This is a genomic window from Eggerthella lenta DSM 2243, assembly GCF_000024265.1.
GTDB classification, from domain to species: Bacteria; Actinomycetota; Coriobacteriia; order Coriobacteriales; family Eggerthellaceae; genus Eggerthella; species Eggerthella lenta.
The window spans coordinates 1,998,275-2,011,560 of record NC_013204.1; the positions used below are offsets into that span (position 1 = coordinate 1,998,275).

Consider the following 13,286-nt stretch of genomic DNA (forward strand, 5'->3'; position numbering starts at 1 on the left):
GGGAATACGAAAAGCGCCCCGATCGGGGCGCTTGCGTTTCTGGCGGAGATGTGTGCGAATCGAACACACCCGAGACGTTCTGCACGCCTCACAGCGGCTTTGAAGGCCGTGGAGCCCACCAGGACCCATCCATCTCCAATAAGAAGGTGCCGTTTCGGCACCGTAGATATGATAGCGCATTTGTCCGCGACGAGGACGCGCGTTCCGAAATGTTGCGTATCGTTCAGCAATTCCCCAAAAGTACGTCGCTCAGGTGGCGACGCGCCACATCCGCCAGCGCATGGAGCGCGGACACGGGGGTTGGAGGCCGGTCGAGCATCCGATGGCACGGGAAGAAGCGCGTGAGATGGTACGGGATGGCGGGATCGAGCGATGCCAGCCAAGCCGCTGCCGCATCGATTTCGTCGGGATCGTCGTTGAGCCCGGGGATGACGAGCGTCGTCACCTCGAGGTGGCACGTCGGATCGGCCGCCAGCGTTTCGATGGTGCGCTTGACCGCGGACAGGTCGCCGCCCGCCGTATCGTAGAATCCCTGCGTGAACCCCTTGAGGTCGATGTTTGCCGCGTCCACGATGCCGAGGAGCTCGGTAAGCGGCTCTTCGTTCACCATTCCGTTGCTCACCAGCACGTTCGCAAGCCCCGCCTCGCTCGCGAGCCGTCCGACGTCCCGCACGTACTCGTAACCCACGAGCGGTTCGTTGTACGTGTACGCGACGCCTACGCATCCGCGATCGCGGGCCCGCAGCGCCAGGCCGACCGCCTCTTCGGGCGCCACGTAGCGCCATGCCGCATCCTCCGCGCCCGCGCAGGCGATATCCGCGTTCTGGCAGAACGGACAGCGCAGGTTGCACCCGTAGCTTCCCAGCGACAGCACGGTCGAGCCCGGGCGGAACCGCGCGAGCGGCTTCTTCTCCACCGGATCGAGCGCGATCGAGGTCACGCGCCCGTAATTCTCGTCGACGACCCGTCCACCGTAGGCAACGCGCGCCCTGCACAGCCCGCGCCGTCCTTCGGAAAGCGCGCAGGCGTGCGGGCACACGCCGCACACGGCGCGCCCGTCAGCCACGGCGCGGCTCTCCCCCGCGTTCGTGGCGCACCACCTCGAAGCGCTCCAGCTCCACGTCGTCGTCGAACAGGTCGATGCCGGCCTTTCGCTTCGCGATGTCCACCTGCTGCTGCGCCGAGTCCACGCCGTCGAGGTTCGGCAGCAGCAGCCCCCGCTTCCAGCCTTTCGTCACGATCACACCGTAGCGGGCCGGGTCCAGCTGGTCGATCGACTCGACGGGCATGGGCGTGAACAGCACATCCACCGAATACGACAGCGCGTCCAACTCGTCGGGGCGCACGGGCGGGAAGCGCGGATCCTCCGAAGCCGCCGCCACGCCGTTGCGCACGATCTCGGCGGCCGTGCTGCCCGTCACCGGCGAGATGGTGCCGATACAGCCGCGCAGCTCGCCGTGTTCGTGCAGCGACACGAACACGCCGGCGCGCTTGTCCGACAGCTCGGGCGGCAGGCCGTCGGGCACCGCTATGGGGTTGCCCGTGCGCACGAACCCTTCGACGCTGGCGCGGGCAAGCGCAACGTACGGGTCGACCGGCGCATCGTTCGCGGCTGCGTCGCGCGCACCGCTGCGATCCTCATCGCGGTCAACCGCGGTCCGCACGGCGCCGTCGCCGGCCGAGCCCTGCACCTCGAACGCGGCCACCGCGTAACCCACGCCGAAGGGGCCTTCGTAGCTGAGCAGCTCGTGCGAGATGGGAAGGCCTTCCAACGCGCCCGCCATGATCCAGAACGAGCGCAGGCCGCATTCCGCCGCCTCCTCGCCGAACGTCTCGTCTATCTCCAGCAGACCGCTCAAATCGCCCGCATCGAACAGCGCGGTGACCATACGGTCGAACACGGGGCCCTGCGGAGCGTAGCCGTACGGGCCGTCGCTCGCAAGCTTATGGGACAAGTCGCCGCTGGCGATGAGGACGCAGCTGCGATCCAGATCGGCGGCCGCCTCGGCGATGCAGCGCCCCAGCGCGAGGTGCGTCTGGGGCGAGAGGCCCGACAGCCCGATGCGCACCACCTGGTACGTCGAATATGCCTCGTTCACGAAATGCAGCGGCACGATGGTGGCATGGTCGAGATCCTTCCCGCCCATGCCGCTGCCGCACAGCGGCACCGTGTGCTTGCGCGCGCACGCGGCTATGGCGGCCGTCATCTCGCCGTCGTATTGCACGGTCATGGAAGAGTCCCATGCGCCGAAGCGCCCCATGTCGCCGCGGTCGAAGTCGCCCGTGGACAGATGGAAGCAGTCGCGGAACAGCGGGGCGTGGGGCGACACCACGACGACTGTCTCGGGCGCGTGGGCAGCGATGCGGCGCGCCACCTCGCGATACGCGTCGAGGGTGTCCTGGATGGCGCGCTCCTGGCCCCGGCCTACCTCGGGCATGGCGAGGGGCGGATGCGGCACGGCGTACGCGGCGACGATTCCCATGAGAGCTCCTTCCCGCAAGCTTCGACCGGGCGCTCGAACGTTCGAACGTGTGCGCCCTTCAATGGTTCGATTGTACACCCTGCGAACAGCCGCTCCTGTCCTTTACCGCCGCATGCGCCCATTCGATACGCAAGCGTTGACGGACGCGCGCATCGCCGCGCTTACCGATCGGCTCGAGCGGCGTCGTTCACATCCATGGTCATGGTCTGGAAGCGGTGCTCCATGTAGGCGTTGTCGAAATGCTTCGCGTAAAACTCCTCGATGGGCGTGTCGGGCGCCTTGCCCGCCGATCGCGCGTACCAGCAGTCGATGGACTGCACGGTCATGACGCCGTCCACCAGCATGAGCCCCGCGCATACGGCCGTCACCGCGTAGCGCCAGTTCCACGGAATGAGGTTGATCAACTTCAAAAGCCGCGGCAGCAGAAGCTTGATCCACGCCACGCCCAGCACGCCCCACATCACCATGAACACGAAGTTCGTGCGTCCGTCGATGGACAAGAACGTGCCCGAATAGTCCCATGCGCGGATGCCGAACGAGAACTCCATGATCCAGCTCGTGAAATACTCGAACGCACCGCCGATGACGGCGCTCACGAGGAAGACCACCCACACGGGCTTGTCGTGGAAACGGTTGAGCGCGATGGTCATGAGCAGAGCGCCGAAACCGTAGATGGGAGAGAACGGCCCGAACAGAAGCCCAGCGCGATCCTGATACTCATGGTATAGCGCGAAATGGAACAGCACCTCGATGATGAGCCCCAGCACGCAGCACACCACGAAGATCCAGAACAGGTTGAAGAAGTTCAGCGTGATGAACCCTTTTTTCGGCTTGCGCTCGCGCGCCAACCTCCTCTCTTCCGAGCGCTGCTCCTTGTCCATCTTCTTGAGCTTGCGCTGTAGCCGGCGCTCCTCGTGCAACTGCGGGTCGAGATAGCTGGTCACCGCGACGAGAATGACGATCTGAACGAGGTAGCCGATGTGGTGCGCAGACAAGCCGAACAGCATCAGCGTGCCGATGACGGCCAGCACGGTGAGCGCCGCGAGGGTGTTCGCCGCCTGCGCCGCGTGGGCTCGGCGATTGCGCAGCAGCCGCACGCCCAAGAACACGAACAGCACGGCCGATGACGTGAGCACCGCCATGAGACCGGCGAAGATGACGATGGACGCCGTTCGGTACGTGCCGCCGCCGACGCCTTGCACGAAGGAGAAGATCACCGGCGCCAGGTCGCCGAGGGAAGCGAGTCCTCCTACTATGCTGAGAACGCCGAATACCTTGAGCGGCACCGGGAGGCGACCTTCCTCGTTCACCGTGTCGTTCATGCAAGATTCCTTTCCTCGGTCGTTGACGATACCGCGCGCACATCGTACGCGCCGTCCTCCACCCGCCACGCGGCTGTAACGGTATCGTAACGTGAGAACGAGCGCTGCGGAAGGGCGGCTTCGCGAAACGCCGAACGCCGCAACGGGGAAAAGCTATGCGAGGGCCGCGCCTAGGCTTCGGCGCGGCCCTCGCATAGGGCATCGACGAAGTAGCGGTGATAGGCCTCGTGCATCTTGCGACGCTCTTTCACGCGTACCGGCACGCATGTTCCGTCGCGTAGAATGAAATCGTCGCAAACGTCGGCTATGTAGTCCATGTTCACCAAACAGCTGCGATGGCAGCGCAGGAAGCGGGGATCGTTCAGATCCTGCTGCACGTCGTCGAGCTTGGCCAAGCCGCGATGGCAGGCTCCGTCCGCGGTGTGCAGCAGCACCGAATGATCGCGGCTTTCCAGATACACGATGTCGCCGAAGGCGAAATAGCGCCGCGATGCGCCCACCCGAAACGCCAGTCGAGGCTCGCTCGCAGGCAGAACCCGATCGAGGACACGCTCGATGGCGGCCGGGTCGAGCGGCTTCATGAGGTAGTCGGTCGCACGCACCTCGTAGCTTTCCACCGCATGCTCGCGCGAGACGGTGAGGAACACGATGGGAACCGCCGCGTCCACCGCGCGCAACGCGCGGGCCGCCGACACGCCGTCCACGCCTTCGAGGTACACGTCGAGGAACACCAGATCGAACGGATCTCCGTTCGCCGCATCGGCTACCAGGCGCTCGCCGGCCGTGTACTCCTGGTACCGAGCCCGAACGTTACGCCCTGCCAGCGACCGGTCCAGCGCACTGCGCAGATCGCTTCGCAGCGCTCCGTCATCATCGCAGATCGCTATCCTCAAACCGGAACCTCCTCAGTTTTCGACGTGTCGCTATATTGTCCGATGAAGAGGGTTATATTGTCCAGAACCGGTTACGACGCGAAAAGCGCCGTTTTCGCAGCTGGGATAACGTGACGATGAAAACTACCCGTCCAGCTCGACATCGCGCCTCAAGCCGTAATGCAGCACGAGGTAGTACGCTATGCCCGCCGCCATCCAGATAAGGCCGAGCACCTTCGCCGGCACGTCGAGGCTCCACCACGTGTATCCGATCACCGCGATGCCGCACAAGGGAGACAGTAAATGCGCCGCCCAGCGCCCGTCGCGCTTCTTGATGAAGAAGTACCCGATGACGGTAACGTGTAGCATGAGGAACGCGGAGAGCGCTCCGAAATTCACGAACAGGGATATGGTGTCGGTGCCCAGCCTGCCGAACGTCAGCACCAGCACGAGCGTGAGGGCTCCCACGAACAGAGAGGCGACGTAGGGCGTATGGTACTTCGGATGGATCTTGGCCAACGGCTTCGGCAGCCCGCCGGCACGCCCCATGGCGAAAAGTATCCGCGACACGGCCGTCTGAGCGGCCAACGCCGTGAAGATTCCCCAGGCCAGCGCCGTGGCAACGGCGCACACGATGTACAGCCAGCGTCCGCCCACGACCTGCGCCACCAAGTAGAAGGCGTTGCCCGAGTCGCCCGCGAACGCGGCGCCGTCGGGACTGATGCAGCCCGCGATGTAGGTCTGCAGCACGAACAGCGCACCCACGATGACCAGCGATGCCATCATGGCGCGACCCGGGCCGCGTCGGCCGTCCTTCGCCTCCTCCGACAGCGTGGCGATGCCGTCGAAGCCCAGAAACGACAGCACGCCCAACGACACGGCGCTCATGACGAGGTTCGGGTCGAACGTCGAGGGATTGAAGAGCGGGTCGAGCGAGAAACCGCGCGACGAAGGGTCGGCGAGCAGCCATCGAACGCCCAGCACGACGAAGACGAGCAGCACGAGGATCTCCAGCACAAGCGCCACGCGGTTCACGATATCGGTGAGTCCGATGCCGCGCACGTTCACGAACGTGTTCGCAGCCACGAACGCCACGGCGAACGCCCACGGGGGCACTTCGGGCACGAGCCCGGACAGCGCCGTCGAGGCAACCACGTACATGAGCAAGGGAATCAACAGATAATCGAGCAGCAGCGTCCAGCCCGTGACGAAACCAATGCCTTTGCCGAGGCCGCGCGAGGTGTAGGCGTACACCGAGCCCGCCACCGGCCACTCGCGGATGAGCATGCCGTAGGACAGCGCCGTGAACACCATGGCCAGCGTGCCCACGAGATACACGAGTGCAGGCATGCCGCCCGACTCCGAGAACACGCCGCCGTAGATGCCCATTGGCGCGATGGGAACCATGAAGATGAGCCCGTACACAATCATGTCCGGCACGCCGAGCACGCGCGCAAGCTTCTGCCCGCCCGGCTGCCTGCCGGCGCTCGCGTCGGACGAGGCGCGCTTCGCGCCGCCGTGAGCCTTATCCACCATGCAGCCGCTCCTTTCGCCAGGCCACTCGGATGTCCGGCGCGCAAGCGCCGAGACGTACCCGATACACGATACGGCAGAGCCCGGAAGGGCGCTGGAAGACCCGACCGTCCTTGCCGATGCGTTGCCAGCCTGTCGGCCAGGTGTTTTCGCATCGAACGCCGCAAGCTCCGCAAAAAGGAAAGCCCGCTTTCGCGGGCTTTCCGAGCAGGTTTAGAAGTCGATGGTGTCGGGATCGAGACCGCTTTGGCCGAGAGGATCCAGCTCGTCGATACGCTGCAGGTCCTCGTCGGTGATGTCGAACCAGAAGATGCGCGCGTTCTCGGCGATGCGCGCCGGGTCCGTGGACTTCGGCAGAGGGATGGCACGGCGCTGCAGGCACCAACGCAGGCACAGCTGCGCCACCGTGCAGCCGTAGCTGGCAGCGATGTCGATGAGCAGCTGGTTTTCCAGCACGCGACCCGAGCCCAGCGGCGACCACGCCTCCACCACGATATCGTGGCGGTTGCAGAACTCGCGCGTGACCTCCTGGTTGCAGCCGGGGTGCAGCTCGATCTGGTCGACCATCGGCAGGATATCGGCCGCGTCCATAAGCGGTTCAAGATGATGGGGCTTGAAATTGCTCACGCCGATGGCGCGCACGAGCCCGTCGAGGTAGAGCGTCTCGAGCGCGCGCCACGTCTCCTGGTTCGTGCGCTGCCATTCGGCCTCGGCGCCCTGCGCAGCGGGCCAGTGGATGAGGTACAGGTCGACGTAGTCGAGGTGCAGCTTGGCACGCGATTCCTCGAACGCCTTGAGCGTCGCATCGTAGCCGCGATCGGTGTTCCACACCTTCGTGGTGATGAACAGGTCCTCGCGCGATATGCCTCCCGAGGCGAGCGCCTTGCCTACCGTGCCCTCGTTGTCGTAGGCTGCCGCCGTGTCGATATGGCGATACCCGTCATGAAGAGCCTGATGAACGGCATCGATCCCCACTTCCCCATCGGGCATCTTCCACGTGCCGAACCCCAGGCAGGGAATGCCGTATCCGTTTCGCAGGGTGATACGATCCTTCGGGCTTTGCAAATCCGCCATGCGTGCTCCTTATCACTCATACGCCGCCGCTGACGGGCGGCGTGAACCGTCGTTACTCGTCCACGATACGCCTGCGCAGCGCGCGGTCGCCGAACCGTAGCGCGCTCGTAGAAGGAAGGACACGCAAGCGTTACCCCGCCGGCGCGGGCGGCTTCGCGCCCGCTCGACCAGTCCGAGTCACGACGGCGACGTACGCCGAAATAGAAAATTTGGCAGGAAACGCTGCGGCAACCCGGCTCCGCGGGAGGACGCCCAACCACGGAGGGAACGCACTGGCTGATCGCCTGCGTCACTCGTCGACGCGGCCGCGCTGCGCCTTCGTTTGGGAGCGCCGGCGCTTCTGGGCGAGACGGCGCTCCTTGGAGGCGCGGGTCGCCTTCGTGGCGCGGCGCGCCTTCGGCGGCACGGCCTCGCGCACGAACCGGTCGCGCAGCTTCTGCAAGCACAGCTGGCGGTTGCGGAACTGGCTGCGCGACTCGTGAGACGTCACCGTCATGCCGCTGGGCACGTGCGTCATGCGCACCGCCGAGTCCGTTGTGTTCACGCACTGGCCTCCCGGCCCGCTCGCGCGGAACGCCTGCACGTGGCAGTCGCGCGCGATATCCTCGAGCGATTGGCGCGCCCAGACGGCGTAGTCGCGGTATGTCGGCTCATCGTGACCCATGATCGCATCATAGCACGACGCCCGCGAACGCACATCATCGCCCGAAAAACACGGAATCGCTCCTGCAAGCGTGTTTTTCGGGCGATGATGCAAAGTCGACCTGCCGACCGCCGGCGCCGCCGGCAGGTCGGCCCCTTAATCCTCGATGCCGTCGTTGTTCCTGATCAGCTTGCGCTTGATCTTGCCGCCGATGGTCTTGGGCAGCTCGTCGACGAACTCCACGATGCGCGGATACTTGTAGGGCGCCGTCGTGTGCTTCACGTGGTTCTGCAGCTCGCGCACCAGCTCGTCGGAAGGCTCGTAACCGCGCGCCAACACGACGGTGGCCTTCACCACCTTGCCGCGGATGGGATCGGGCGCCGCCGTGACGGCGCACTCCACCACGGCGGGATGCTCCACGAGCGCGCTCTCCACCTCGAAGGGCCCGATGCGGTAACCCGAGCACTTGATGACGTCGTCGTTGCGACCCACGAAGAAACAGTAGCCGTCGGAGTCGCGCCACGCCATGTCGTGCAGGTTGTAGTACTCCCCGCCCACGGCCTCGCGCGTGCGCTCCTCGTCGCGATAGTACCCCACGAACAGTCCCGGCGGGTACGCCTCCTTGAGCCCCGTCACGCAGATGGCGCCCTCCTCGCCGTCGGGCACCTCGATGCCGTCGTCGTCCAGCAGCTTGATGTTCAAAAGCGGCGAAGGCTTGCCCATGGAACCCGGACGCGGGTCGACCCACGGGAACGTCGCCAGCAGCACCGGACCCTCGGTCTGGCCGAAGCCCTCGCGGATCCTCTTGCCCGTCAAACGCTCCCACGCCAACGTGACCTCGGCGTTCAGCGGCTCGCCCGCCGTGGCGAAGTTGTGCACGCTCGACAGGTCGTAGGCGCTCACGTCCTCCTGCAGCATGAAGCGGTACATCGTCGGCGGCGCGCAGAACGTGGTCAGCTTGTAGTCCTGGATCTTCTGCAGCAGCTTCGTGGGCACGAACTTGTCCATGTCGTAGGCGAAGACGGTGGCGCCGGCGATCCACTGGCCGTAGATCTTGCCCCAGCCGAACTTCGCCCAGCCGCTGTCGGTCACGCTCATGTGCAGCGCGTCCTCTTCCACCTGCTGCCAGTACTTCGCGGTGATGATATGGCCCAACGGGTGGGCGAAGTTGTGGCACACCGCTTTCGCCATGCCCGTGGTGCCTGACGTGAAGTAGATGAGCATGATGTCCTTGCTCGTGACGCCCGCCTCGCCCCTCGGGCGCTCGAACTCGTCGGACTCGCCCTCGATCAGCTGGTCGAACGGCGTCCAGCCGTCGCGCTCGCCCGCCACGATGATGCGGTTCTCGATGGACGGCGATTCAGGCAGCGCTTCCTCCATCTGCCCGCATACGTACTCGTCGTTCACGCAAACGACCGCCTTCACCTGCGCGCTATCGGCACGGTAGACGATGTCCTTCTTCGTCAGCTGCAACGACGCGGGGATGATGGTGGCGCCCAGCTTGCACAGCGCCACGGCGCACACCCAGTATTCCCAGCGACGGCGCAGGATCATCATGACCACGTCCCCCTTGCCGATGCCGAGCTTGCGAAACGCGTTGGCCGCCCGGTTCGACAGCTTCGACAAGTCGTCGAACGTGAAGGTGCGCTCCTCGTCGCGATCGTCGCACCATACGAGCGCACGCTTCTCGGGATCGACGCGAGCCCACTCGTCCACCACGTCGAAGCCGAAGTTGAACGCCTCGGGCACGTCGATCTTGAAGTTCTCGAAGAAGTCCTCGTACGAATCGAACTCGATGCGGGGGCAGTATTTTTTCAGGATATGGTTCACGGGCTGTGCTTCCTACTCTGCGATGATCGTCACGAATTTTGCAGGGATATCTCCGCCGCAGCGTTGGCCGTGCGGATGCTCCGGATTGAAGTAGATGCTGTCGCCGGCGTTGAGCTCGAACTCCTTGTCCGCCCACGTCACCACGACGGTGCCCTCGATGACGAGATTGAACTCCTGACCGGTGTGCGTCACGAGCTTCGCGGGCTCGTCGGAAGGATCGAGCACCACGAGCAGCGGCTGCATGATCTTGCCGGTGTAGCGCCACGCAAGATCCTCGAAGTGGTATCCCGGATAACGGTCGACCTCGCGCCCTTCGCCCCAGCGCACCACCTGGTACGTGTCGAGCTTGGCCGCGGTGCCCGTGAGGATCTCCGTGAACTCCACGCCGAAGTGGTGCGCCATGTGGTAGATGGCCGAAATGGGCACGTCGTCGCCGGTTTCCTCCCAGCGGACATACGTCTCCAGCGGCACTTCCAGCTCGGCCGCCATGTCCTCGCGCGAGACGTCGCACGCCTCGCGCAGACCCTTGATGCGCAGGCCGATCTCGGCCAGTTCAGCTACCATGCGAATCCTACACTTTCTAACGCGTACATTTCCAAATCGGTCAGCGAGGCTTTCCGTGGTGCCCGAGATTGGCGCGAAAGCCCGAGGAAGCGTACCTTGGGTACGCGACGAGGGCTTGGAGCGCCAAGATCGAGCGCCACGGAAAGCCGCCCCCTACGGGGACTAGCTGCGCGTCGCAGCGTCGAGCAGTTCCGACGGCCGGCAGGCCGTCGGAACGATCATGCGTCGATTCCCAGTTGCAGGGCTCGTTTGTTCATGTCGAGCATCGCCGCTTTCTTCGCGGGCACGCACTTCTCGATGGCCTTCCAGAGGGTCTCCTCCTCGCAGAAGCGCGTCTCGGCGAACAGCTTGCCGGCCAGGATGATGTTCGCCAGCTTCTTGAAGCCGGCCTCCTCGGCCATGGCCGTCGCGGGGATGGCGCACATGCGCACGCCCTCGATCTCGGGGATGCGCTGGACGAGCGTGGAGTCGGCCACCACGATGCCGCCCTCGGCCACGCTGCGCTCGAACTTGTCGAGGGACGGCTGGTTCATGGCAACGAGCACGTCGGGGGCGAGCACGAGCGGGCTTCCGATGGGATCGTCGGACAGGCACACGCTGCAGTTGGCGGTGCCGCCGCGCATCTCGGGGCCGTAGGAAGGCAGCCACGACACCTCGCGATCCTCCAGCAGACCGGCATAGGCGATCAGCTTGCCGGCGAACAGCACGCCTTGGCCGCCGAAGCCGGCCAGCACCATGTTGACGGAACGGCTCATCGTGCGCCTCCTTCCACCTGCGGGTCGGGGTGCGCGATGGGGCAGGCGGCGTTGCGAGCCGAAGCCGCCTCGGCCGCGTTCGCGTGGCCCTCGGCCACCACGTCCTTGTACACGCCCAAGGGATAGTACGGCAGCATGTTCTCGTTCATCCAGGCGAATGCGTCCTGCGGCGTCATGCCCCAGTTCGTCGGGCACGTGCCCACGATCTCGACGAGCGAGTAGCCGCGCTTGTCGATCTGGGTCTGGAACGCTTTCTTGATGGCCTTCTTCGCCTTGCGCACGTTCTTCGGGCAGTCGACGGTGACGCGCTCGAGGTACGCCACGCCGTCGAGCGAGCTCAGAAGCTCGCACACGCGGATGGGGAAGCCGGCCGTCTCGGTGTTGCGGCCGTAGGGAGAGGTCTGGGTCACCTGGTTCGGCAGGCTCGTGGGAGCCATTTGGCCGCCGGTCATGCCGTAGATAGCGTTGTTCACGAATACGACGGTGATGTTCTCGCCGCGCGTGGCCGCATGAACCGTCTCGGCCATGCCGATGGACGCCAGGTCGCCGTCGCCCTGGTAGGCGAACACGACGCCGTCGGGCAGCGCGCGCTTCACGGCGGTGGCCACCGCCGGCGCACGGCCGTGCGCGGCCTCGATCATGTCGCAGCCGTAGAAGTCGTAGGACGTGACGGTGCAGCCGACGGGCGCGATGCCCACGGTGGAGCCTTCCACGTCCAGCTCGTCGAGGCACTCGGCCACAAGACGGTTGACGATGCCGTGGGAGCACCCAGGACAATAGTTGGCGACGACGGGCAGGAGCGCATGGGGTCGCTCGAACACGACTTTCATTTCCTTGTCGGCCATGGCCTACTCCCCTCCTTTCGCGGATGCGGCGATTGCTTCGTTCATGGCTTCCAGCTTGGCCAGCACCTCCACCGGCGTCGGGATGACGCCGCCGGTGCGGCCGTAGAAGTCCACCGGGCGGCGGCCGGCCACGGTCAGGCGCACGTCGTCCACCATCTGGCCCATGTTCATCTCCACCGACAGGTAGGCCTTCGCCTGAGGGATGGTGGCCTCGATGGCGTCCACGGGGAACGGCCACAGGGTGATGGGGCGGACGAGGCCGGCTTTGACGCCTTTCTCGCGAGCCGCGACCACCGCGCTGCGCGCCACGCGGGCGCTCGCGCCGAACGCGACCACCACGATGTCGGCGTCGTCGGTCATGAACGCCTCGGCGCGCTGCTCGTCGCGCTCGATGGCGGCGTAGCGCTCGTAGCGCTCCACGTTGAGGTTCTCCAGGGCCTCGGCGGTGAGGTACAGCGAGTTCACCACGTTATGGGGGCGCTGGTGCTTGTGGCCGCATGCGGCCCAGGGCTTCTCGGGCAGCGAGTCGACGGGCTCGGGCATGACCACGGGCTCCATCATCTGCCCCAGCATGCCGTCGGCCAGGATCATGACGGGCGTGCGGTACTTGTCGGCCACGTCGAACGCGTTGTACACGTAGTCGGCCATCTCCTGCACGGTGGACGGAGCGTACACCACCACGCGGAAGTCGCCGTGGCCGAGCGCGCGCGTGGCCTGCCAGTAGTCGGCCTGAGACGGCTGGATGCCGCCGAGGCCCGGGCCGCCGCGCTGCACGTTGATGATGACGCCCGGCAGGTCGGCGCCGGCCATGTAGGAGATGCCCTCGCCCTTGAGCGAGATGCCCGGCGACGAGGACGACGTCATGACGCGCGCGCCGGCCGCAGCCGCCCCGTACACCATGTTGATGGCCGCGATCTCGCTTTCAGCCTGCAAGAACGTGCCGCCGACCTTCTCCATGCGCTTGGACATGTAGGCCGCAAGCTCGGTCTGCGGCGTGATGGGGTATCCGAAGAAGAAGCGGCAGCCGGCGCGCAGGGCGCTCTCCGCCAAAGCCTCGTTACCCTTCATGAGCACTTTCTCTGCCATGGTCTACCTCTCTACCGTGATCGCAACGTCAGGGCACATGACCGCGCAGGACATGCATCCCGTGCACGCGTCCAGGTCGGTGCAGTACGCGGGATGGTAGCCCTTCACGGTGATCTTGTCGCGGTCGAGCGCCATGATCTGCTCGGGGCACGCGTCGACGCACAGGCCGCACCCCTTGCAGAAGGAGTCGTCTACGCTGATTCTCGCCATGATCCGCCTTCCTCGTCTCGTCCGAATGCATAAACGGCCGGACTGGAGCGTCCGGCGCGCAGCTCTCTT

At 65.5% G+C, this 13,286-nt stretch carries 12 protein-coding genes, 1 tRNA gene and 1 pseudogene; all 14 read right to left on the minus strand.

The annotated features are described in order from the left end of the window. Nucleotides 1–40: 40 nt before the first annotated feature. A tRNA-Sec gene (locus ELEN_RS16255) sits at nucleotides 41–137 on the minus strand. 86 nt (nucleotides 138–223) lie between these two features. Then, nucleotides 224–1,066: an AmmeMemoRadiSam system radical SAM enzyme gene (gene amrS / locus ELEN_RS08475; protein ID WP_009307108.1), complete on the minus strand. Its 843-nt coding sequence runs from the start codon at nucleotides 1,064–1,066 to the stop codon at nucleotides 224–226. Beyond that, on the minus strand, nucleotides 1,059–2,483 hold the full coding sequence (gene amrA, locus ELEN_RS08480) for an AmmeMemoRadiSam system protein A (protein ID WP_015760721.1): 1,425 nt from the start codon (nucleotides 2,481–2,483) through the stop codon (nucleotides 1,059–1,061). The genes amrS and amrA overlap by 8 nt, the downstream gene beginning before the upstream one ends. A gap of 161 nt (nucleotides 2,484–2,644) precedes the next feature. Beyond that, on the minus strand, nucleotides 2,645–3,805 hold the full coding sequence (locus tag ELEN_RS08485) for a putative ABC transporter permease (protein WP_015760722.1): 1,161 nt from the start codon (nucleotides 3,803–3,805) through the stop codon (nucleotides 2,645–2,647). Nucleotides 3,806–3,975: 170 nt separating this feature from the next. Next, a complete protein-coding gene (locus ELEN_RS08490; RefSeq protein ID WP_015760723.1) occupies nucleotides 3,976–4,698 on the minus strand; it encodes a LytR/AlgR family response regulator transcription factor in 723 nt (240 codons plus the stop codon). Between the two features lie 123 nt (nucleotides 4,699–4,821). Then, nucleotides 4,822–6,213: an APC family permease gene (locus ELEN_RS08495; protein WP_015760724.1), complete on the minus strand. Its 1,392-nt coding sequence runs from the start codon at nucleotides 6,211–6,213 to the stop codon at nucleotides 4,822–4,824. Between the two features lie 210 nt (nucleotides 6,214–6,423). Continuing rightward, entirely contained in the window at nucleotides 6,424–7,284 is an 861-nt protein-coding gene (locus ELEN_RS08500; RefSeq protein ID WP_015760725.1) for an aldo/keto reductase, read from the minus strand. A gap of 289 nt (nucleotides 7,285–7,573) precedes the next feature. Next, nucleotides 7,574–7,858 (minus strand): annotated as a pseudogene (locus tag ELEN_RS08505) (peptide chain release factor-like protein); the annotation flags it as partial. Nucleotides 7,859–8,083: 225 nt separating this feature from the next. Continuing rightward, nucleotides 8,084–9,757 (minus strand): AMP-binding protein, encoded by a 1,674-nt coding sequence (locus tag ELEN_RS08510; RefSeq protein WP_015760726.1) that lies wholly within the window; start codon nucleotides 9,755–9,757, stop codon nucleotides 8,084–8,086. A 12-nt stretch (nucleotides 9,758–9,769) separates the two neighbouring features. Next, nucleotides 9,770–10,321 (minus strand): helix-turn-helix domain-containing protein, encoded by a 552-nt coding sequence (locus tag ELEN_RS08515; protein WP_015760727.1) that lies wholly within the window; start codon nucleotides 10,319–10,321, stop codon nucleotides 9,770–9,772. Nucleotides 10,322–10,539: 218 nt separating this feature from the next. After that, entirely contained in the window at nucleotides 10,540–11,076 is a 537-nt protein-coding gene (locus tag ELEN_RS08520) for a 2-oxoacid:acceptor oxidoreductase family protein (RefSeq protein WP_015760728.1), read from the minus strand. Beyond that, nucleotides 11,073–11,921 (minus strand): thiamine pyrophosphate-dependent enzyme, encoded by an 849-nt coding sequence (locus tag ELEN_RS08525; protein ID WP_015760729.1) that lies wholly within the window; start codon nucleotides 11,919–11,921, stop codon nucleotides 11,073–11,075. Before ELEN_RS08525 ends, ELEN_RS08520 begins: the two co-directional genes overlap by 4 nt. Nucleotides 11,922–11,924: 3 nt before the next feature. Further along, the gene (locus tag ELEN_RS08530; RefSeq protein ID WP_015760730.1) at nucleotides 11,925–13,007 is read right to left on the minus strand and encodes a 3-methyl-2-oxobutanoate dehydrogenase subunit VorB; all 1,083 of its coding nucleotides are present in this window, start codon (nucleotides 13,005–13,007) and stop codon (nucleotides 11,925–11,927) included. A 3-nt stretch (nucleotides 13,008–13,010) separates the two neighbouring features. Continuing rightward, nucleotides 13,011–13,217 (minus strand): 4Fe-4S binding protein, encoded by a 207-nt coding sequence (locus ELEN_RS08535; RefSeq protein WP_015760731.1) that lies wholly within the window; start codon nucleotides 13,215–13,217, stop codon nucleotides 13,011–13,013. Between the last annotated feature and the right edge of the window lie 69 nt (nucleotides 13,218–13,286).

Bases quoted from the DNA above. Each gene is read 5' to 3' on its own strand.
- ELEN_RS08520 (WP_015760728.1), bottom strand. From the start codon at position 11,076: ATGAGCCGTTCCGTCAACATGGTGCTGGCCGGCTTCGGCGGCCAAGGC.
- ELEN_RS08525 (WP_015760729.1), bottom strand. From the start codon at position 11,921: ATGGCCGACAAGGAAATGAAAGTCGTGTTCGAGCGACCCCATGCGCTC.
- amrA (WP_015760721.1), bottom strand. From the start codon at position 2,483: ATGGGAATCGTCGCCGCGTACGCCGTGCCGCATCCGCCCCTCGCCATG.
- ELEN_RS08535 (WP_015760731.1), bottom strand. From the start codon at position 13,217: ATGGCGAGAATCAGCGTAGACGACTCCTTCTGCAAGGGGTGCGGCCTG.
- ELEN_RS08495 (WP_015760724.1), bottom strand. From the start codon at position 6,213: ATGGTGGATAAGGCTCACGGCGGCGCGAAGCGCGCCTCGTCCGACGCG.
- ELEN_RS08500 (WP_015760725.1), bottom strand. From the start codon at position 7,284: ATGGCGGATTTGCAAAGCCCGAAGGATCGTATCACCCTGCGAAACGGA.
- ELEN_RS08485 (WP_015760722.1), bottom strand. From the start codon at position 3,805: ATGAACGACACGGTGAACGAGGAAGGTCGCCTCCCGGTGCCGCTCAAG.
- ELEN_RS08515 (WP_015760727.1), bottom strand. From the start codon at position 10,321: ATGGTAGCTGAACTGGCCGAGATCGGCCTGCGCATCAAGGGTCTGCGC.
- ELEN_RS08530 (WP_015760730.1), bottom strand. From the start codon at position 13,007: ATGGCAGAGAAAGTGCTCATGAAGGGTAACGAGGCTTTGGCGGAGAGC.